Annotated in this window: 17 protein-coding genes and 1 pseudogene; 6 read left to right on the top strand and 12 right to left on the bottom strand. The window is 40.2% G+C overall.

Annotated elements, in window-relative coordinates; all coding sequences use genetic code 11:
- The first annotated feature begins 46 nt into the window (after positions 1-46).
- Positions 47-754 carry a ribulose-phosphate 3-epimerase gene (rpe, locus tag NOS7107_RS20885; protein ID WP_015114937.1) on the top strand — a complete coding sequence of 236 codons (708 nt, stop codon included), beginning with the start codon at positions 47-49 and terminating at the stop codon, positions 752-754.
- A 158-nt stretch (positions 755-912) separates the two neighbouring features.
- On the opposite strand, the gene NOS7107_RS20880 is transcribed toward rpe, so the two are convergent.
- Positions 913-1,632 (bottom strand): HpsJ family protein, encoded by a 720-nt coding sequence (locus NOS7107_RS20880; RefSeq protein WP_015114936.1) that lies wholly within the window; start codon positions 1,630-1,632, stop codon positions 913-915.
- Between the two features lie 199 nt (positions 1,633-1,831).
- Positions 1,832-2,680 (bottom strand): cyanoexosortase A, encoded by an 849-nt coding sequence (gene crtA / locus NOS7107_RS20870; RefSeq protein ID WP_253274466.1) that lies wholly within the window; start codon positions 2,678-2,680, stop codon positions 1,832-1,834.
- 639 nt (positions 2,681-3,319) lie between these two features.
- On the opposite strand from crtA, the gene NOS7107_RS20865 reads away from it, so the two are divergent.
- A complete protein-coding gene (locus NOS7107_RS20865) occupies positions 3,320-3,748 on the top strand; it encodes a hypothetical protein (protein ID WP_044500204.1) in 429 nt (142 codons plus the stop codon).
- Between the two features lie 2 nt (positions 3,749-3,750).
- Here the strand turns inward: NOS7107_RS20865 and NOS7107_RS20860 are convergent, their stop codons facing one another.
- The 5 genes from NOS7107_RS20860 to NOS7107_RS20840 form a co-directional block, all read right to left on the bottom strand.
- Complete coding sequence (locus tag NOS7107_RS20860; protein WP_015114932.1) at positions 3,751-4,296, bottom strand: RNA 2'-phosphotransferase; 546 nt, start codon at positions 4,294-4,296, stop codon at positions 3,751-3,753.
- 55 nt (positions 4,297-4,351) lie between these two features.
- Entirely contained in the window at positions 4,352-5,578 is a 1,227-nt protein-coding gene (locus NOS7107_RS20855) for a DUF1501 domain-containing protein (protein WP_015114931.1), read from the bottom strand.
- Between the two features lie 89 nt (positions 5,579-5,667).
- Positions 5,668-7,158, bottom strand: a complete 1,491-nt coding sequence (locus NOS7107_RS20850; protein WP_015114930.1) for a DUF1800 domain-containing protein — start codon at positions 7,156-7,158, stop codon at positions 5,668-5,670.
- Positions 7,159-7,235: 77 nt separating this feature from the next.
- Positions 7,236-8,210 carry a threo-3-hydroxy-L-aspartate ammonia-lyase gene (locus NOS7107_RS20845; protein ID WP_015114929.1) on the bottom strand — a complete coding sequence of 325 codons (975 nt, stop codon included), beginning with the start codon at positions 8,208-8,210 and terminating at the stop codon, positions 7,236-7,238.
- Between the two features lie 219 nt (positions 8,211-8,429).
- On the bottom strand, positions 8,430-9,632 hold the full coding sequence (locus NOS7107_RS20840; protein ID WP_015114928.1) for an AAA family ATPase: 1,203 nt from the start codon (positions 9,630-9,632) through the stop codon (positions 8,430-8,432).
- 469 nt (positions 9,633-10,101) lie between these two features.
- Here NOS7107_RS20840 and NOS7107_RS20835 point away from each other — a divergent pair, with 469 nt between their 5' ends.
- Complete coding sequence (locus NOS7107_RS20835) at positions 10,102-10,617, top strand: DUF411 domain-containing protein (RefSeq protein WP_015114927.1); 516 nt, start codon at positions 10,102-10,104, stop codon at positions 10,615-10,617.
- Positions 10,618-10,764: 147 nt separating this feature from the next.
- Here the strand turns inward: NOS7107_RS20835 and NOS7107_RS20830 are convergent, their stop codons facing one another.
- Together NOS7107_RS20830 and NOS7107_RS20825 are read right to left on the bottom strand one after the other, a co-directional pair.
- Positions 10,765-12,651, bottom strand: a complete 1,887-nt coding sequence (locus tag NOS7107_RS20830) for an ABC transporter ATP-binding protein (protein WP_015114926.1) — start codon at positions 12,649-12,651, stop codon at positions 10,765-10,767.
- A gap of 247 nt (positions 12,652-12,898) precedes the next feature.
- Complete coding sequence (locus tag NOS7107_RS20825; protein ID WP_015114925.1) at positions 12,899-13,453, bottom strand: single-stranded DNA-binding protein; 555 nt, start codon at positions 13,451-13,453, stop codon at positions 12,899-12,901.
- 344 nt (positions 13,454-13,797) lie between these two features.
- On the opposite strand from NOS7107_RS20825, the gene NOS7107_RS20820 reads away from it, so the two are divergent.
- Positions 13,798-14,709 carry a class I SAM-dependent methyltransferase gene (locus NOS7107_RS20820; protein WP_172641468.1) on the top strand — a complete coding sequence of 304 codons (912 nt, stop codon included), beginning with the start codon at positions 13,798-13,800 and terminating at the stop codon, positions 14,707-14,709.
- Between the two features lie 164 nt (positions 14,710-14,873).
- Here NOS7107_RS20820 and NOS7107_RS20815 read toward each other — a convergent pair whose 3' ends face one another.
- The 3 genes from NOS7107_RS20815 to NOS7107_RS20805 all read right to left on the bottom strand — a co-directional run bounded on the left by NOS7107_RS20815 (position 14,874) and on the right by NOS7107_RS20805 (position 17,352).
- Entirely contained in the window at positions 14,874-15,347 is a 474-nt protein-coding gene (locus NOS7107_RS20815) for an ABA4-like family protein (RefSeq protein ID WP_015114923.1), read from the bottom strand.
- A 96-nt stretch (positions 15,348-15,443) separates the two neighbouring features.
- Positions 15,444-16,484, bottom strand: a complete 1,041-nt coding sequence (gene cobW / locus NOS7107_RS20810) for a cobalamin biosynthesis protein CobW (RefSeq protein WP_015114922.1) — start codon at positions 16,482-16,484, stop codon at positions 15,444-15,446.
- A gap of 151 nt (positions 16,485-16,635) precedes the next feature.
- Positions 16,636-17,352 carry a heme oxygenase (biliverdin-producing) gene (locus NOS7107_RS20805; RefSeq protein WP_015114921.1) on the bottom strand — a complete coding sequence of 239 codons (717 nt, stop codon included), beginning with the start codon at positions 17,350-17,352 and terminating at the stop codon, positions 16,636-16,638.
- Positions 17,353-17,792: 440 nt separating this feature from the next.
- On the opposite strand from NOS7107_RS20805, the gene glmM reads away from it, so the two are divergent.
- Positions 17,793-19,262 (top strand): phosphoglucosamine mutase, encoded by a 1,470-nt coding sequence (glmM, locus tag NOS7107_RS20800; RefSeq protein WP_015114920.1) that lies wholly within the window; start codon positions 17,793-17,795, stop codon positions 19,260-19,262.
- A gap of 185 nt (positions 19,263-19,447) precedes the next feature.
- Positions 19,448-20,131 (top strand): annotated as a pseudogene (locus NOS7107_RS29490) (caspase domain-containing protein); the annotation flags it as partial.
- Between the last annotated feature and the right edge of the window lie 46 nt (positions 20,132-20,177).

The raw sequence follows: 20,177 nt of genomic DNA, 5'->3' as shown, positions 1-20,177 counted from the left end.
TTTGTTACAATGCTTACAGACGAGGACGCTTAAAAACCCACTAGCCATGACCCAAAACCGATCTGAAAAGCCCATTGTGATCTCTCCATCTATACTATCAGCCGATTTTAGTCGTCTGGGCGATGAAATTCGCGCTGTAGACGCAGCTGGAGCAGATTGGATTCATGTTGATGTAATGGACGGTCGTTTTGTACCTAATATTACGATAGGCCCTCTGGTTGTGGAGGCGATTCGTCCAGTCACTACAAAACCTCTGGATGTCCACTTGATGATTGTGGAACCAGAAAAGTATGTAGAAAGCTTTGCTAAAGCAGGTGCAGATATTATCTCTGTACACGCCGAACATAATGCTTCGCCGCACTTACACCGCACTCTCGGTCAAATTAAAGAACTTGGTAAACAAGCAGGGGTAGTACTCAATCCTTCCACACCATTAGAATTCATTGAGTACGTACTGGAACTTTGCGATTTAATCCTAATTATGAGCGTTAACCCCGGTTTCGGTGGTCAAAGCTTCATCCCTGGTGTTGTACCCAAAATTAGACAACTGCGTCAGATGTGCGATGAGCGCGGACTCAACCCCTGGATTGAAGTTGATGGCGGACTGAAAGCTAACAATACTTGGCAGGTTTTAGAAGCAGGCGCTAATGCTATTGTTGCTGGTTCTGCTGTATTCAACGCCAAAGATTATGCTGAAGCAATTACTAATATTCGCAACAGTAAGCGTCCTACACCAGAACTCGCAAAAGTTTAATTTAGTTAAGTCTTGCATTAATTAAAGTAGGGTAGGCAATTTAAATTGCCTACCCTACTTTTTTGCTTTACTAAATTTCAATTACAGTTTCAGACATCCACAAATACAAATGATAAAAACTAGCCAACACAAAGCTTGTAAACTTTTCACCGACTATCTCACTTACTTCTGGCCCAATTAGTGGTTCTCCAAAAGATGAAAAATAAAGCAGATGTTACTAAAGCCCCCAAATTCCATTTCACAGAATTTTTTAGTAAATTTAACCGCTGAGTTGATTGATTAGCTTGAGCTTGTAGTTTAATTTTCTCTTTAGCTTGGGAAACTTCTGATAAAACTTTTTCTTTTAATTCTTGAGGATTACTTGCATCGACTGAACGGCCTTGACTTTTGAGCAAAGTTTCTATTTGTTCTGGTTTAGCTTGGTTAAGTCGCTGTTCAACTTGTTCAGCTTGCAATATTTGTTGCTGAGATAAATTGTTAATTTGATTATAACTTTGCTTGCTAAGTCTGACTGTATTACTAATACCAACAGGAATAAGTAATATAAAAATTATCGCTAACAACAAACTTATCCAAGATAGTAATTTTAAAGTTAAAAATTCCCACTTAGAGCGTGCGTGTAGCTCACCATAAAACACTAATGCCAAACCAATCAAACTCACAGGTACTCTTTCGACTAATGCACCAAAAGTTTGAAATTCCCAAACGGGATTCATAAAGCTAGGCGGAAAAATAGTTTCAACTATATCGAATAATGCCAACAACAATAACCCATAACCAAGAACTCGTAAAATATTCATTGAGCCTACTTGGTTGTAAGCAAATTCCTGCAACTCCTGAATTACGGGAATAAGTTTATCAGTGTTTGATTTAGTCATATTTCTAGCAAATGTTCCAAAGTTAAATTCAAGCTAAGATAATAATCTAATTGTAAATTCTCTTGTCTGAAATTCACCAACAAAAACTTGACTTCTATATTCTTCTAATTTGGGCTTTTTTGATGATTCTTTTTGGATGACATTTACCAAAACTAAAATGATACAGCCTAGATTTACAGCTAACAATAAAATACGCAGTTTACTCCAAATCTTCATTAGCTTTTAGACCTTGTAATTCTCTTTTTTTAGGTTCTGGTGGATTGAGTAAAAACCAGTAAAATATACCAAAAAGTATCACTGTAATCATTCCAAATATTAATGAACCATCTCCCACATGCCAAAACTTAAAAGCTTGCTGATGTTGATTAGCGGCGATGACCGCTAAAACTGCAACTCTGACTGCATTAACTATAAAAGCGATAATTACAGCTACTATAGGCACTAATATTCTTTTTTTACGTTCTGGAGGAAACATTAATAAACCAATTACAGATAGCCCTAAAAGATGGCATATCCATTCTATTCCTGCACAGTTTTCTGCAACTTTAATTCCACCAGTTGGTAAATTTATATAGACATCTTGCAGATATACTTCAAACCCAGCGTACCAAAGTATTAATGTAGACAATTTGGCAGTTAAAACCGATAATGGTTTCACATTTAATAAAGCAAAAATTAAGACTTTAGGTACACTAGCGAAAAAAAGAATCGCTAGTTCTTGCCAATATTGCTTTAATCCCTTCAATCCAGAAGCAAGTAAACTTATTCCAAGTGCAGCAAAGAAAGGTGCAACATGAGTGTATACTGCAAATAATTTCCCTGGCGGGAAGTGAGTACTATACCAAAGTACAATGGCTATTAAAACTGTACCGATAACACTAGAGATAATATCGCTTTCTAATTTAAGTTTATGTTTTTTATCTCCTAGTAAGGAGACTACAGCAAATAAAGATAAAACTATTATTCCTAAGTGAGAATCATCGCCCGCTTTCCAAATTATGGTTAAAAGTATTGCAACTAAGCCTGCGCCTATTCCTAATAACCACAATTGGGGATTTGTTAGTGGTTGATTTAAAATGCGAGTTGCTTTCATGTACTTTCAGATGAAACAGCTAAGATCAAGCGATTACCATTAAGTTGCGATCAAGCAAATTTAAGTAATCTTTCCCAATGTGCTTAGTAATTAAGATTACTACTTAAATAAATACAATCAACTTTTTTTATGAATTTTTATTAAATCTTTAATTTTATCAACTTCTGAATATTACTTTATATTCAGTGATAAATACTGTAATATCTAGTTTCTGGCATAATAACAAGTTTAGTGCTTATATAAAGTTTATGTAAATTTATGTTTAATAAATAGTAAATTTAGGTACATTTTATACTTGAAATAAATTAAGTAACGCTGAGTTTATAAAGTTTTTAGATGTATTTCGTACTCAATTTCTAAAAAACATCTAATTGGCAAAAGATGTGTTGAATTTATGGAAAGTATATCTAATTTTGTAAAAGCATAATTATTACTATATTGCAACTATCATTATGCAGAATTTAATATATTTTATTCTTTGTTTTTGTGTGCGATATTTACAAAGTATTAATTACAGTTTCGATGAAATTTCTATCATCAATATTCTGATTAGAATTTAAGTGATATTTAAAATTATGATCATTCTTAAACAATATGAACATGGAATTTTCGACTAGGATTCCTATGATGCCACTTGTACTATTGTGGCTGGCTTATGCCTTGCTAGGATGGTATCTGGCTGTGCATCACATCGTTTGGTTAGTTGGGGCTTTTATTGCGGTTGTGGCTATAGCTGTTGTTCGCAGAAGTAATGCTTGGCTGGAAGAGCTAACGGCTTTTGGTTCTAAAATTTTAATTGTTATTTTATCTTTAGGTGCATCAGTTGCTTTAGTTGCCACTTGGTCGTTATTGTTTAGTTTATTTCTGATACCAATAGCAACTACTTTTTTGGCAGATTTAGAAATGCGTTTTGCTGGCTTTGACAAAAAAGATTCATTTCGGATGTTAACACTCTTGGCAGGAGCAGGTTTATTTATTGGTGAAGCTGTCGATTTGCTATTTTTCCCTAGTAGTAGATTCTAATTTTATAGTTGGTGTAGATATTCAGGCGGTACAGCATCTACTAACCAAACACCATTCTCAGAACAGTAGAATATGTAACCCATCTGATACATAGTCGCTGCGTCTACAGCAAGAACAACGGGTTTACCATGTCGTGCGCCGACAGTTTTTGCTGTAGTAATATCCTGCGATAAATGGACATGATGTCGAGACATTTTATTCAGTCCGGTTTGCAAGATGGACTCGACGGCTTTGTATCCTGTCCCGTGATACAGCACGTTAGGGGGGACAGATGGGAGTAATTGTAAATCAATTTCAACGCTGTGGCCTTGGTTAGCACGAATCTGAGTACCTGTAGAGTCGAAACTAAAGCGTTGTTTATCGTTAGTGGCGACTACATCTGCTAATTCCTGGCGCGTAATGGGAAACTTATTTTTTGCACAAGCCGCTAAAAGTTCATCAACTGCAACCCAACCACCAGGCGCAAGTGTAATTCCTAAAGATTCTGGTTGATGGCGGAGATATTTGCTCAAGAATTTACTAATCTTGACTAAGCGTGGGGTATTCATACAGCAAAAAGTTCTTGTAAAATCATGCCTGATGGAATGTTAAGCCTGTAACCTGCTATAACAAAGCAATTTTTTGCTTGGGAGTATAACTGGGGAAAATTTTACTGAGTTGCTTGTCATTCACAGACAGGTGTTGTGCTAAAACATCAGAAATTACATCTCGAAAATCAGTAGTAATAGCCAAATCTCTTTTTTCATAAAGTGCAGCAGTTTCCAAACCAGGCCATTCGCCGTAAACTTTGCCACCACGGACTTTGCCACCTAAAACCCACATGACATTGCCGTGGCCATGATCTGTGCCACCATTACCATTTTCGCGTAATGTCCTGCCAAATTCAGACATGACTAAAATTACTGTGTTTTGATAAGCTGGCCCTAAATTCTGCACTAAAGCCGCTAAACCTTTGCCCAAACTTCCTAAGCTTTTAGCTAAATAACCGCGATCGCTACCTTGATTAATATGGGTATCCCAACCACCCAAAGACATAAAGCCTAACTCAATTCTAGGGTCTTTGGCCATCAGTTTACCTAAGCGTTGAGCATCACCAACAAAAACATTGGGTGATGGTGCGCCATTATTCGCCATTTTCATTTCTTGGGCGAAGTCATTCATCAAGGCGGCACGGGCAACGCGTCCTTGATGATAGGTTTGACTAAGAACATCATTACCACTATATAGTCGGTCAAATGCTGCGCCTACTTGTGGTCGATCTAAAGAAATTGGTTTGTTAGCATTTCTCCCAGAGCCTATGTTAGCAACTGGCATTAAACCATTCAAAATGCGGGGTTTAGTGCTACCCAAGCTAACTGCTTGGATGGGTGTTTTGTTAGAGATAGCACCCAATAAGCGATTCATCCAACCTTCGTTAATTCTTTGGTTCCCAGGAATGCCAATTTCCATATAAAACTGCGCGTCAAAATGGGAACGAGAGGGATCGGGGGAACCAGAAGCATGAACAAAGGCTAAATTACCTTGTTGCCACAGGGGCATAATTGGTGATAAAGCTGGATGTAAGCCAAAGTGTCCATCCAAATCTAAAACACCTTTTTCTTGTCCGGGTTTGGCAAGGGCGATTTTTGGTCGGGCTTGATAGTAAGCTGGCTCTGTGTAAGGAACGACGATATTTAAACCATCTGCACCACCACGCATAAAAACCACAATCAAACGCTGGCGATCGCTTTTTTTGGTAGCAGAATGAACTACCCAAGTATTACAACCAACAGAGGCGATCGCAGTTGTAGAAAACAGTCCTGCTTGGATGAGAAAATCACGTCTTTTCATATTGTTAATTTAAAGTGCTGAGTTACCGAAGTTTGCTCAACGGGGGGAACCCCCGCACGCAACGTCTCGCTGAGTATGAACCTAGTAGCCTAACGGCGCATAAATTCTGGGCTACCCAGGACTAATGCGGCTTTGAGTTCTGGGGGACTAGAGGCGATCGCGCTTTGGGTTTTGGGTGAAAGAGAGTTACCCAAGGTGTTGATTAACTGAGTTGCATCGAGGGGTTGAATGCGGTTAATGCTTTTACTTTTAGGGGCATTATTGACTGTTCCAAGCAGTGGTACGCGACCACCACCTAATGCAGTTGCAAAGCTGAGGCGACGGTTCATCGCTTCGGGATTCAACCAAACATCTTGTGTATTTTTGTACCCATCAGGAGTCCGACAACCATACAAAGGCATTTCTAATTGTTCCAAGTTGCGGGAAAGGGGTAGGGTATTGTTTACTTCCAGCCCTGTAGCCCGGACTGCTGAGACAGTATATTGTAATGGTGTTTTAAATTTAGCGTTGAAATATTTTTTATCCCAAAATTCTGGGCTTTGGAATAAAGTTTCTAAAACAGCACGAATATTGCCATCGGTTTTAAGAAAGCGTTGTGTGAGACGATTAACTAAAGATGTAGGTGGGCGATCGCTGACAAAATACTGCGCTAATTGGTAACTAATATGATGAGCCGTAGCGGGACTCCGTGCCAATATATCTAAAGCTGTTTCTCCTTCAGCTTCGCCACTGGCTTTAATCGTACGTCCTAAAAAAACCTTATCACTCGGATCATGAAACTTGGGTTCAAAGTAAAATAGTGACTTGCCATTGGTCTGTTGATTAGGACGAGCTATTCCCCAACCAGTAAAAATTCTCGCTAAAGCAATCACATCTTGTTGGGTATAGCCACCATCTGCACCTAGAGTATGCAGTTCCATTAATTCCCGCGCATAGTTTTCGTTCACCCGTGGAGTCACACCACGACGACCACTACCTTTATTTTGCGCGTTGTCTAAATAAACTAGCATTGCTGGATGATGGGCTGTTGCACCTAATAAATCACGAAATCGCCCGAAAACATAAGGTCTAATGGCTTCTTGTTCGTACGCACTCGTCCAGTAGCGAGCATTTCCTTTACCCCCATAAACATTGAAGTGGTTATACCAAAAGTCCACCATTACTTCTTGCAGTTGGCGGTTACTACTAGTAGCTCGTAATAACCGCGCTTTGACTGCTTCTGGTAAAATTTTGTTTCCTTTCCTTTGCTGGGCTTTTTTTTCTTCTGGAGTTGCTTGTGGCGAATTCTTGAGATATTCTCTAACTTCGACTGTATTTAACCGGAGAGTGTCTAGCTGTGAAAGCTGGCGGGTGAGGCTGGGCGGTTCGGATATAGAATTGGGTGAAAGTTGTTGTTTAATATAGCTCTCTACACCTAAAGACTGGACTTTCTGAAGGTCTCCCGGTTTAGCCCCAAAACTCAGACGATTAATTAAGTGTAATATTTTGGGGTCAACAGGCTTAGTAGCTGCATAGATGGGGTTACTTCCTACCAACAAGATGAACAGCAACAATACCAAATATCTCGGTTTTACTGTCATAACTTGAGTTATCCTTTCTCGGTTGGCGAACACATCGTTATTTGACTGGCTAACGAGAAAAAAAGTTCAAAATCTCCTCAGTAATTTCCTGAATATAATTTAGCAACTTTTGCTAAATCTACATTACCACCACTGATAATTACACCTATTTTCGCGTCTTTTACTGACACTACACCGCTGAGTAATGCTGCTGCGGCTAATGCACCAGTAGGTTCAACGACAATTTTCAGGCGTTCCCACAGGAAAAACATACTGTTAATAATGGCAGTTTCCGAGACTGTCACCATATCATCAACGTAATTCAGTACTAGGGGAAAAGTTAATTTACCAAGGCTAGGAGTCCGCACACCATCAGCAATTGTTGGCGGATTAATCACGGTTTGCAGAGTTTTGCTGTGAAAGGAACGAGTTGCATCATCAGCAAGTTCTGGTTCCACACCAATAACTTGACACGTAGGTAACAGTGCTTTTGTCGCGATCGCACATCCTGATATTAAGCCACCACCACCACAACAAACTAATAAATAGTCTAGTTGACCAACTTCTTGGATGAATTCTAAAGCTGTAGTTCCTTGTCCGGCGATAACATGAGGATGATCGTACGGCGGAATCAAGGTAAGCTGGCGATCGCTGGCTAGGGTTTTGGCTAATTCTTCGCGGTCACTTTCGTGGCGACTGTATAAAATCACCTCTGCGCCATAACTGCGGGTGGCTTGTTGCTTTACTTCTGGCGCATCATCAGGCATCACAATAGTTGTAGGAATATGCAGTAACTTTCCCGCGAGAGCGATCGCTTGGGCATGATTACCAGAGGAAAATGTAATTACACCCTGTTGTTTTTGAATTTCTGATAACTGTACTAAGGCATTGTATGCACCTCGAAATTTAAATGCGCCTGTGCGTTGAAAGTTTTCGCATTTAAAAAATACTTGGTTATGGGTGCGATCGTTCATCAGTCTAGACGTTAACACTGGTGTCTGGTGCGCTATCCCCACAAGCCGCCCTTGTGCTGCTTTTACATCGTCTACAGTAACGGAGTCATGCTGTGACATTTTGATGAGGTTAATCAAAATAAAATTCAAAAGTTTGAATGGTAGATGAATCAATTGTGAAACATCACAGAGTTTAAAGTAGCATCACTAAGACTCATCGCCATTCTCTGGAAAACATAACGGATCATTTACAAAAAACCTCCTTTAACCTCTGCGTTAAACTAATTTGACGCAGTTCCACAAAAAACGTTATTACCCATAGCCGACTTTTTTCTAAATTTACACAAATCGCTGTGTAAATTCAGCGATTAAATCTACCCGTCCCTTACGTAACATTGCGGGGTCTAATCTTTCGGTGGTATTGCAAGTCATCAACACAACTAACCGCTGTTTCATCTGAATTCCAGATTCATCAATGACGCTTTGGTATAAAGTGCCATCCAACAAACTCAAAATATGTTCGGTTTTATTATTAGATTGGGCTATTTCCGAAGCGCGATTTTGGGCTAAGTTGTCAGCTTCGTTAATAATAATACAAATACGTTCTAAGTAAGTTGGCGGGACAAAATTAGCGATCGCATCATGATCTAAAATGAAGATGACAAACCCCAAAGGCATCAGAATTTCTTTCGCTACGGCTTGTGTCCAGGCGGTTTTACCTGTACCTGGTTCGCCATGTACTACCACTGCTAACTGATTTTGATTGAGAACCGCTTGTTGTAATGTATCGGTAAAACTTTGAATCTCTGCGGGAAATGTGCGAATGGGAAATTGGCTGTGAACCTTACCCACACGACTTTGATAGCCACTTAACATCACCGCTAAATCGTAGGTAGCTTTGTTAACTAATGGCGCTAAATCTTTAGACATTAAAGTATATTGTCGCCTACCGCGATCGTAAGGTTCAATTTGCAGCCAAATGTCATACATTGACCAATACGCATTCACAGTATTAACAACATCTAAACGTTCCCAATTGATAAATTTCTCCACCGGAAAATAAAAATCTCTCTCGGAGTAATACTGGGTAATTACATTAGGTCTGCCTAAAATTTGTAAGACTCGTAAAACAGTAATTTCTTGTAGACGATTCAAAACATAATCAATGGGTATGCTGTTGCGACTGACAAATTGTAATATCGGTGTTTCTGTACTCAAAACATCTTTATAACGATGGTCTGGTGATTGCGGGTCAGGTGTAATATAATTCCAAAACCTTTCTAATTCATAGCGGGTATTTTCAGAGGCTACGCCTAATAAGTTTGCCCACCAAGTAAAATTATTTCTCCCTAAAACTTCACTAAATGTGCTGGCTAAATTAAAGCTTTTTTGGGCAAATTCCTTGGTGTCATTTTGTGCAAGTTGCCATAAAAATTCCCAATCTAAATCTCGTTGTAATGGCCGCCAACCACTAGTCAGTAAATTTTGCTGTTTATTATTATTGGATGTGCTTTCGTTACTACTAAAATAATCAAATGCCATATTTTTACTTACTTGCGTAAAAATGTTTGCTCAACTATAGCAATCTTCTTTGATTTCTCAACTACTTATGGAGAGATACATGAAAAATTGAGGTGTTGACGACTCATTGAGTACTGTTATATCTATCAAGGTCAATAAAGGTTACTTTACTTATTTTTTTTCATCACAATGTTACAAAACTTGAGTTTAGGCAAAATTTCCAGAGATTTTAACTATATACTACAAGTATAGTCTGCTTTTTTCTGGCAAGCTGATAGTGAATCAATATTTTCATATTACATTGTAATACAAGTAGCAGTCAAGCTATGTTCAGTTTTTAGTTTCAGGTTGGAGCCACTTGCATTTATGTTAACTATATTATGGACAGAATAAACCAAAGCCATAAACAGGCCAAACTTTGCTTGTGTTTAGAGGGTAGGATAAGAATATATTAAAGTTAATAATTCTTTATATAAAAGAGGTATGGAAAATGAACAAATTTTTAGCTTCGGGAATTATCTTACTAGGCATAATAATTATTACTGTAGCGAGTATAACTAGTAATTCTGCATCGGCGATCGCAGCGAGTATTTGGGACAATGAAACTGAATCTTATTCCGGCAAGCAGGAAATGATTGTTTATCGTAGCCCCAGCTGTAGCTGCTGTGGAGATTGGTTAGACCACGTAAAAAAACATGGTTTTAAAATTAAAGAAGATGTCAAAACTGACGAGATGGAGGCAATTAAACAAAAATATAATTTACCTTCAGAGTTAGCATCTTGTCACACGGCAATTATCGACGGTTATGTGATGGAAGGTCATGTTCCTGCTGATGACATCAAGCGGTTACTAAAGCAAAAACCACAACTTGCAGGTTTAGCTGTTCCCGCAATGCCTGTAGGCACACCTGGAATGGAAATAGGAAATACAAAAGAGCCTTTTTCTGTGATTGCATTTAATAAAAAAGGCGAATTGCAAGTATTTAACAGCTATGAGTCTTATTAAGCTCATTTAAAGTTAATTATTCAGAATAACTGGTTTGTAGAGATGCAAGTTTTTACATCTCTACAGATTTTTCAAATTAACTAATGTCGGACAAAGTTCATTCACCGAGCGATCGCACTTTCTGAGAATAAATAGTTATTGACAAAATTATATAGTCCGCAAATGCCGATCGCGTATTCTTTCTGGGCTACCTGTAGGAATGGACGCAATTAACTTTTGTGTATATGCTTGTTTAGGTTCGCGGTAGATGCTTTCGGCTGTACCTTGTTCGACAATTTGACCACGATTCATAACTAAAATGCGATCGCTCATAAATTTCACTACACTCAAATCATGAGAAATAAAAATATAAGTGAGTTGAAATTCATCTTGCAATTCTTTCAACAAATTCAATACTTGCGCCTGCACCGATACATCTAGCGCCGAAACCGATTCATCACAAATAATAAATCTCGGATTTAAAGCCAAGGAACGGGCTATACAAATCCGTTGACGCTGACCACCAGAAAACTGATGAGGATAACGGTTAATCGCATCTGCACTCAAACCCACCCGTTCTAAAAGTTCCGCAACTCTATCTCGTCGTTGTTTAACCGTTTTACCCACAGAGTGAATTAACAACGGTTCCATAATTGCATCGCCAACTTTCATCCGGGGGTCAAGGGCGCTAAAGGGGTTTTGGAAGACAATTTGCATTTCGCGCCGGAGTTTCTGCAAAGTTTCGCCCTTTAACTTGGTGATATTCTGACCATCAAAAATAATCTCTCCACTTATCGGTTCAATTAACCGCAACAAAGTTCTACCGAGAGTGGTTTTACCGCAACCAGATTCACCTACTAAACCTAAAGTTTCCCCTGGCTTAACATCAAAGGAAACATCATTCACTGCCATGTTGTAGCGTTTTGTTCCACCAAACACCCCCCGCACTGGGAAACCTACTTTTAGGTTGCGGATTTGCAATAAAGCTGGCTTTTCTTCCAGATTTGCCAATCGTGTGCTAATTTCTTCTGGAGAAATTTCTGATGGTTGTGGTGGTTCTTTTGCCTGAATTAACAACTCGCCATTAACTGTTTCCTTCACACTCATATAATCTGCCACCGTTAGTAGTTTGTGGGGACGATGATTGAGTGTGGGGCGACAAGCTACTAATCCCTTAGTATATGGATGTTGCGGGTTACTAAAAATATCTGCTGCGGCACCATATTCAACAATTTTACCTTTGTACATCACCCCAACTTTATCGGCAATTTCCGAGATTAATCCCAAGTCGTGGGTGATAAAAATCAACGCCATCTCGCGGGTTTGTTGCAATTCTCTCAACAAATCAATAATTGTGGCTTGCACCGTCACATCTAAGGCTGTGGTTGGTTCATCTGCAATTAACAGCAATGGGTTGCAAGAAATTGCCATTGCAATCATCACCCGTTGCAACTGTCCGCCGGAAAGTTGGTGCGGGTAACGTTCTAAGATGGCTTCTTTGTGCTGTTTTACCAACTGCGCCAGTTTGTAATCATCTGGTGTGGGTGAATGGGGGTTAGTTTGCGGCCAAGTTTCGAGATATTGTTGTTTGATTAGTTCATCACTAGGCAGAAGTTTAACTTCTTGCAAACCTGCGATCGCAATTTGCCTAGCTTCAGCTGTAGAGACATTTTGATGACGCATAATCGCTTCCGTTAACTGAAAGCCAATCGTATAAACTGGATTCAGCGAACTCATCGGTTCTTGGAAAATCATCGCCAAGTCGCCGCCTCGGTGTAGCTGCATTTGTTCCGGCGGTAACTCTACCAAATTAATTGGCTTGGCTTCTGGCTGTTGACGAAACCAAATTTCCCCACCACTTACCCTACCGGGAGTTTGTAACAACCCCATGACTGCAAGTGAAGTTACAGATTTTCCGCTTCCTGATTCTCCTACAATTCCTAGAGTTTCACCCCGATGTAGTTCAAACGAAATTCCATCTACAGCTTTGAGGCTGTTGTCATCACTGGAAAATTCAACTTGGAGATTGCGAACCTCTAGGACAGTTTCTCTCATAGGAGTTGCGTATGGATATTCACAGAAAATTATTTGGATTTTAGCAGTTGTTTCGATACTATGCTGGTAATCTGAAGTTTTTGCTCATTTTAGCTTGAGGTCACAAATAACCATTCAGGCTCAATATAAATACGCGTTCCCCGTATTCATCGATTTGTGACTTACGCCGCAGTGCAAAAAATTAAGGGTGTAAGTGAGTAAAACCCTTACACCCATTTTCAACGACGATATTTTTACAAAAGTCCGTTTAAAACGGAATATCATCTGGATCGGGTTCTTCTGTCGCTGGCGTGTAGCTACGCTCAAAATTGCTGGGTTGATATGCTGGTTCAGGGTTTTTGACTGGCGGCGCAACACTAACATTGCTAGTAGCCGGTGCGGCTGCGGGACGCGAATCATAACTGGGAACCTCAGCTTGAGTATATGCTGGGGGAGCCGTTGTTGCTGAAGGTGCTGGTTGCGAGTAAGTGTCTGGGACTGATGAAGTATAAAAACCTGTGCCTACAGGATGAATGCGTTGAATTGTCAGTTCGGCACGTTTTTCTTTAAAACCTTCGTTCCGGCGCTCGAATGTTACCATGCCTAAACGCCCTTCAATAATCACGCGATCGCCTTGATGATAATTTTGCTGCACATCTGTAGCTAAATTTCCCCAACTCACAACTTTCAAGGTTGCTGGCGGATCTTCTGGTCTTTGGGAATTAGCAAACTGTACTAGCATTTCTGTAACTGCTAGATTATCTGCTGTGTAGCGTAATTGTGGCTCTTGAATAATATCTGCCATTAAAACGCAGCTGTTCATTGCATCCTCCTAATCTAATAATTCCTAATTCGTAATTATGAATTCATGTATAGACTGTTTATTGTGCGTTATTTCTAGCATAAAAGCCAAGCGATGGAGTTGCCCAGTAATCGTAAAACTACTGGCTACCTTCGCCTGACTGGAACGAGCATTTAATTCTGCATGAGTAGTATAATTGTACCACTAAACCTAGAAAAAATACTATAGTCCAATGCCTGATATCGTGTGCGGTGAAAAAATGAACACCAAGGCTGTAAATCAAGTGTTTAATCTCTATTTCCCATTTAAGTAGTTTTCCGTAAGAAAATTACCTTATGCTAAAGCAGAAAAGAGAAAAAACATTGATGAAAAACCTTGTGCGCTGCCTTGGATTGCTCAAAGCCTTAGCTTTAGCTTTGTTGGTATTAGCATCTGTGATAACTCCGAGTGTTCTGGCTAACCAGAGCCAAAAATCCACAACTTTGGATAGCACAACAACACTTCAAAGCATCATTGCTAACGATCATCGCTCCCCAGCCAATCGGGAACGAGATAAGTATCGTCACCCCGCAGAAACTCTGGAATTTTTTGGTTTACGTCCCAACATGACCGTAGTTGAATTATGGCCGGGAAATGGTTGGTATACCGAGATATTAGCTCCATTTCTAGCGGACAAAGGACAACTTATAGTTACTAACTTTGCGCCGAACGACAGTAAACAACCCTCGGTAATTTTCCAACAGAAGTTAGCCTTGGCTTTTCAACAAAAGTTAGAAGCTAATCCAGAAGTTTTTGGTAAGGTGAAAGTTGCCCAGATTCATCCCCCAAAAGAACTAACTTTAGCCCCAGATAACTCTGTAGATATGGTTGTGACTTTCCGCAATATTCATAACTGGGTTGGTGCTGGCTATGCCGATCAGGTTTATGCAGTGGCTTACAAAGCACTCAAGCCAGGGGGAATTTTGGGAGTGGAAGAACACCGCGCCAAGCCGGGTACTTCTTTAGAAGAAAGTATTAAAACGGGCTATATGTCTCAAGATGGCGTAATTGCTGCTGTGGAGAAAGCTGGCTTCAAATTGGTGAGCAAATCAGAAATTAATGCCAATCCTAAAGATACTAAAGACTATCCTTCTGGCGTTTGGGCGTTACCTCCAACCTTGAGACAAGGCCAAAAAGATAGGGAACGTTTCCTGGCTATTGGCGAGAGCGATCGCATGACCTTAAAGTTTATTAAGCCCAAAATTGCCGTAAATAGTAGAACTTCTGACTCCAACTAGTACAACAAAGTCAATTTTCAATCATACATAAGAAAATACAGAATTAATAGACGTAGTTTTAAATACGCATAAAAATTATATACATTGCATAATATAGCAATCCTATTTGATTGCCATCATCAATTAATGGTGAATCTGATTCCACCACTAATTGTAATTACGAATTATCTTGACATAGCTTGTTCTGGTGATGTGTCTGCTTCATTAGCTGGGAACTTGGGATAAATTGCTTTGGTAATCCAGTAAGTCAGGATGTGAGAAAGCACTCCCATCGGCCCAGCAAACAAACAAAGAATGAGAGAATGAATTGTCCAAACTCCAGTTTTCTGACCTTCCCAATAGATAAATCTGCCAACAAATAAATCCATCACTAAAAAATGAATCCAACCTGTTGCAGCAGCTGTTTCATCGGCAAAAAATCGCGCAATATCCGTTAGTTGAGGATTGGATAAAGCTTGGGCATTTTCTAGAGTAATGCTGGTAATGAATAAATACAAATATGCTCCAGCTAAGGGCAAAAATGGAATGTATGATTCCATAATTCGCCGTGTGACTTTCCAGTTGGGGAGGAGAATAATCAACGCCCAAAAAGGTAAAACGAATAAATTGGCAATATCAAATAATTGCGAGATTGTCATAAAAGGTATAGCAGGTTATAGGTTACAGAATTAGGTTTTATCATCTACCGATGTCCTAAAACCTTGGTTTACTATCAATAGCAAAAGTAGAATAACCTACAAAGCTACAAGTTGGGATTCTATTTCTGTGGAGTTCAAATCACGACCGATAAACACTAAGCGGGTTTGTCTGGCCTCTGTTGTTTGCCAAGGACGGTCATAAAATTTATCAAAGCGGTTTCCTACACCTTGCATAACTAGGCGCATGGGTTTATTAGGAACGGCAACAAAGCCTTTAATGCGGTAGATTTCTTGTTGGTTGACTAAATTTTGCAACTGTTGTTGGAGTTGTTCGGGGTCGAAGGCGCGGTCTAAAATCAGATGGGTTGAGGTGATTTCGTCATCGTGGTCGTGGTCTTCTTCGTTATCGTGATGGCTGGGACGACTATCTAAATTATCTTCGACGGCGGCTTGTAATCCTAATAATACAGATGGATCGATTTGACCGCGATCGCTCTCGACCATTTTTACCACTCTGGGTAGTTCTTGTTTGACTAATTGCTCGACTTGTGATTTGGTTTCTGCATCTACTAAGTCAGTTTTACTTAAAACTACCAAGTCTGCACAGGCGAGTTGGTCTTCAAATAATTCCTGCAAGGGTGTCTCATGTTCTAAGCTATCATCTGCTTGGCGTTGGGCGGCGATCGCTTCTAAATCACTGGCAAATGTCCCGGCGGCGACAGCTGCACAATCTACCACGGTAATTACTGCATCTACGGTTGCAGCGTTGCGAATTTCTTGCCAACGAAAGGCTTTAACTAACGGTTTAGGCAAAGCTAACCCAGATGTTTCAATTACAATACAGTCGATGCTGTCCCGCCGTTTAATCAACTCTTGCATTGTGGGATAAAATTCTTCCTGCACAGTGCAGCAAAGACAACCATTGGTTAACTCAAAGATATTACTCCCGCCATCCTCATCTTCAGGGCAGATTTGACAAGATTTCAACAGTTCGCCATCAATACCCAATTCGCCAAATTCGTTGACTAAAACGGCGATGCGACGACCTTGGTTATTTTGCAGCAGGTGACGAATTAGGCTGGTTTTACCACTGCCTAAGAAGCCTGTAATTACAGTAACGGGAATTTTGTTAGCCATTGTTCAATCATTTAGCCTTACGACTTTTTACTTAGCACTCAGCACTATTTACAGACAGCAGTAGGGGCAACTTCCTTGCGATCGCCTTACCTTGATAAGATGATCCCAGGGAAATCGCCCCTAGAAGTAACTAAAATTAGTTTACAGAAATTTACTCAGCTGTAGCTAGTTCGGTACTGCCACGAGCGCGACGGCGGGTGAGGCTGTTGTATAACATCATGCCGATCGCTTTAATCAAGTTGCCTTCCAACTCTTGGAACATTTTCATGTTGGTGCCAAAGGCGGCGTTAGCTTCCTCAACGATGCGATCGCCTGTAGCATCATCAATGGGCAGTTCGTCTAATGTTTGCCGATAATTGGCTTTAAATGCCTTTTCATCAGGAATGTCGGCAAATTCATAAAAGGCTGTTCCTTGACCTTCATTCAAATTCATCGCTGTGACAGCAATGTTCTTGAGAATTTGTCCCCCGGATAAATCGCCTAAATAACGGGTGTAAGAATGAGCAATTAATAATTCTGGTTCTGTCGCAGAAATTTCGCGGATGCGTTGCACATAAGCTTCACCCGCAGGCGATAGTTTGATTTGCTCACGCCAGTTAGTACCATAATAAAAGCTTAGGTCTTGCTCTAGGGTACGCTTACGGTGCAGTTGGGGAAAATTAATTTTAGAAACAATTGGGTGCTGGCGGTGCTTTTCCATCTCCTCTTCCATTGCCGAGTAGACAAAGTAAAAGTTAGCCACTAGCTTACGGTAGGAAGCCTTCTCTACCACTCCTTTTAAAAAGCACTTGACAAAACCTACATTTTCTGCCATCGTGTGGGCTTTTTTCGTGCCGACACGCAATTTGCTGGCTAAATTGCTGCTCATACTAAAATTTCTCACCTTTAAAAAGATATACCGAGGTTCCGATTTACGAACGGCTAAGAAAGGTCATTAAAAAGTTACATTAGAACTATTTGATGAGAATTTATATTAAAATTTTTTAAGCCATCAGAGTGTATACTTTTGTAAATCTGGATCGGACTCCGAGAAACTAACTAATCTACTCATCGCCAAGGGTAAAATTTATGGCGAAGATGATGATTAGTAGAGTTTATGTATAAAAATTTTACAAACATCAGAAAAATTTTAGAGATTTTTACTTAATTAAGTCTATTGATAATAGATTCTTAAAAAGAAAAACGAGTATATAGTACGGATAAAAGTGCTGAGTCAAAAGACTGGCAGTTTATCAAAGCTACTTGAATTGTTGGAATTAAAGAGTAAAGTAATATTTTCTGGTTTTACGGTGTGAGGTGTTTAATATTATGGTTTCATCAATAACTAGAACTCAAGGCAATATTCGAGGTCTTTCTGTCACAGAATCTTATAGTTGTGAAACAGGACTGGAAGAGAATTTGGCATTTAGTTTGATATCGCTACCCGCAACTCCTTTGTTTGGTACAGATGGGATTCGAGGTAAAGTAGGAGAATTACTGAATGCGCCTTTAGCTTTACAAATAGGTTTTTGGACAGGCGTAGTTTTACGGAACCATGCAGGGGAAACACGACCAGTAATTCTGGGGCAAGATTCGCGTAATTCTAGCGATATGTTAGCAATGGCGTTGAGTGCTGGGTTAACAGCCGCTGGCATTGAAGTATGGTATTTAGGCTTATGTCCTACTCCTTGCGTTGCTTATCTTACCAGTATGAGTGATGCGATCGGCGGCGTGATGATTTCTGCCAGTCACAACCCACCCGAAGACAACGGGATTAAAGTTTTTGGTGCCGATGGCGCGAAGTTGCCACAAGCATTACAGGCAGAAATTGAAGCCGGATTACGCGGTAAGTTAGCAGTTGCAGGTGGGATGAGTTGCGGTAGACATTATTCTCGTCCGCAGTTAGTGAGTGAATACAGCCAAGCATTGAAACAGCCCTTGCAGAATCATGGAAATCTGCAAGGGATGAAAATAGTTTTAGATTTAGCTTGGGGTGCAGCCGTTGGGTTAGCACCCCAAGTATTGATGGAAATGGGCGCAGAAGTTATCTGCTTACATAACGCTGCTGATGGCGATTGCATTAACGTTGAGTGTGGTTCTACCCACCTCGATATTTTGCAAGCCGCAGTTAAAGAACATCACGCCGATGTCGGATTTGCCTTCGATGGCGATGCCGATCGCGTTTTAGCAGTCGATAATACTGGTAGACAAATAAATGGCGACTATATCCTTTACCTCTGGGGTCGCCAGCTGCAACAACAGCAACAATTACCAGATAACCTGATAGTTTCCACCGTCATGGCCAATTTAGGATTTGAACGAGCTTGGCAACAACAAGGTGGTAAATTGATTCGTACCGCCGTTGGTGATCAATATGTGCAAGCCGAAATGTTGCGGACTGGCGGAATGCTAGGCGGCGAACAATCTGGTCATATTTTGTGTAGACATTATGGCTTTACAGGGGATGGCTTATTAACAGCGCTGCATATCGCCAACTTAGTTAAACAATCTGGTGTTTCCTTGGGTGAATTAGTAGACCAAAGCTTCCAGACATATCCCCAATTATTAAAGAACGTGCGAGTAGTAGATCGCGATCGCCGTTTGGGGTGGAAAGATTGTCAACCTGTTCAAGATGCGATCGCCTTAGCTGAAGCCGCAATGGGTGATAGTGGTAGAATCTTAGTCCGCGCCTCTGGTACAGAACCAGTAATTAGAGTCATGGTTGAAGCCGCTGATGCCGAACTTACCCAACATTGGACAAATGAATTAGTCGCCAAAGTCCAGCAACATTTGGCGTAAGCAGTCCTGAGTTATATGAAATTGAAAAATCAGGTGAGCAATGCTCACCTGATTTTTTATGTAGCTAGACCAAAATATGGGGAATAAACGCTAAGAAAATCCAGGTAAAAACTAGTAATATGTCAGAATTGGCAGTAGCAGTTAAAGCAGTAAAAAATTTTGTAAGTCAAAAGTAAACAGTTACAATGGCAAAATTTGCATTGCTGATTGGGGTTAGTGAGTACCAACCAGGATTAAATGCTTTACCTGGGGCTGTGCAAGATATCAAAGCAATGCAGCGAGTCTTACAACATTCAGAAATGGGTGATTTTGCCGATGCTGATATGACAGTGCTGGAAAATCCGCCACGCCAGTTAATGGAAAGAGCAATTGAAAACCTGTTTTCTCATCGTCAAAAAGATGATTTAGTGCTGTTTTATTTCTCTGGACACGGAATTAAAGATGACAGTGGCAAATTATATTTAGCAACCAGCGAAACCAGCAAGCATCAATCAGGTGAACTCATCCAAACTACTGCTACTGCTGCCAGCCTGATACATGGAATGATGGAAAAAAGCCGTTCTCGGCGACAGGTAATAATTCTAGACTGTTGCTTTAGCGGTGCTTTTGCTGAAGGAATGAAGGCGAAAGATGATAACACCGTAGATATCAAGAATCAACTAGGAGGAGAAGGAAGGGCGGTATTAACTTCTTCTACGTCTACTCAGTATTCTTTTGAACAAGAAGGGGCAGACTTATCAGTTTACACTCGCTACATTGTCGAAGGGATTGAGAAAGGTGCAGCTGACACTGATAACGACGGCATGATTTCTGTAGATGAACTGCATGAATATGCCCGTAAAAAGGTGCAAGAAGCAGCCCCAGCAATGAAGCCAGAAATTTATGCTGTGAGGGAAGGCTTTAAAATAAAGTTAG

The sequence above is a fragment of the Nostoc sp. PCC 7107 genome (assembly GCF_000316625.1).
Taxonomy (GTDB): Bacteria; Cyanobacteriota; Cyanobacteriia; order Cyanobacteriales; family Nostocaceae; genus Nostoc_B.
This window is presented reverse-complemented; position numbering and strand designations above follow the sequence as displayed.

Bases quoted from the DNA above. Each gene is read 5' to 3' on its own strand.
- rpe (WP_015114937.1), top strand. From the start codon at position 47: ATGACCCAAAACCGATCTGAAAAGCCCATTGTGATCTCTCCATCTATA.
- NOS7107_RS20880 (WP_015114936.1), bottom strand. From the start codon at position 1,632: ATGACTAAATCAAACACTGATAAACTTATTCCCGTAATTCAGGAGTTG.
- NOS7107_RS20865 (WP_044500204.1), top strand. From the start codon at position 3,320: ATGAACATGGAATTTTCGACTAGGATTCCTATGATGCCACTTGTACTA.
- NOS7107_RS20860 (WP_015114932.1), bottom strand. From the start codon at position 4,296: ATGAATACCCCACGCTTAGTCAAGATTAGTAAATTCTTGAGCAAATAT.
- NOS7107_RS20855 (WP_015114931.1), bottom strand. From the start codon at position 5,578: ATGAAAAGACGTGATTTTCTCATCCAAGCAGGACTGTTTTCTACAACT.
- NOS7107_RS20850 (WP_015114930.1), bottom strand. From the start codon at position 7,158: ATGACAGTAAAACCGAGATATTTGGTATTGTTGCTGTTCATCTTGTTG.
- NOS7107_RS20845 (WP_015114929.1), bottom strand. From the start codon at position 8,210: ATGTCACAGCATGACTCCGTTACTGTAGACGATGTAAAAGCAGCACAA.
- NOS7107_RS20840 (WP_015114928.1), bottom strand. From the start codon at position 9,632: ATGGCATTTGATTATTTTAGTAGTAACGAAAGCACATCCAATAATAAT.
- NOS7107_RS20835 (WP_015114927.1), top strand. From the start codon at position 10,102: ATGAACAAATTTTTAGCTTCGGGAATTATCTTACTAGGCATAATAATT.
- NOS7107_RS20830 (WP_015114926.1), bottom strand. From the start codon at position 12,651: ATGAGAGAAACTGTCCTAGAGGTTCGCAATCTCCAAGTTGAATTTTCC.
- NOS7107_RS20825 (WP_015114925.1), bottom strand. From the start codon at position 13,453: ATGAACAGCTGCGTTTTAATGGCAGATATTATTCAAGAGCCACAATTA.
- NOS7107_RS20820 (WP_172641468.1), top strand. From the start codon at position 13,798: ATGAAAAACCTTGTGCGCTGCCTTGGATTGCTCAAAGCCTTAGCTTTA.
- NOS7107_RS20815 (WP_015114923.1), bottom strand. From the start codon at position 15,347: ATGACAATCTCGCAATTATTTGATATTGCCAATTTATTCGTTTTACCT.
- cobW (WP_015114922.1), bottom strand. From the start codon at position 16,484: ATGGCTAACAAAATTCCCGTTACTGTAATTACAGGCTTCTTAGGCAGT.
- NOS7107_RS20805 (WP_015114921.1), bottom strand. From the start codon at position 17,352: ATGAGCAGCAATTTAGCCAGCAAATTGCGTGTCGGCACGAAAAAAGCC.
- glmM (WP_015114920.1), top strand. From the start codon at position 17,793: ATGGTTTCATCAATAACTAGAACTCAAGGCAATATTCGAGGTCTTTCT.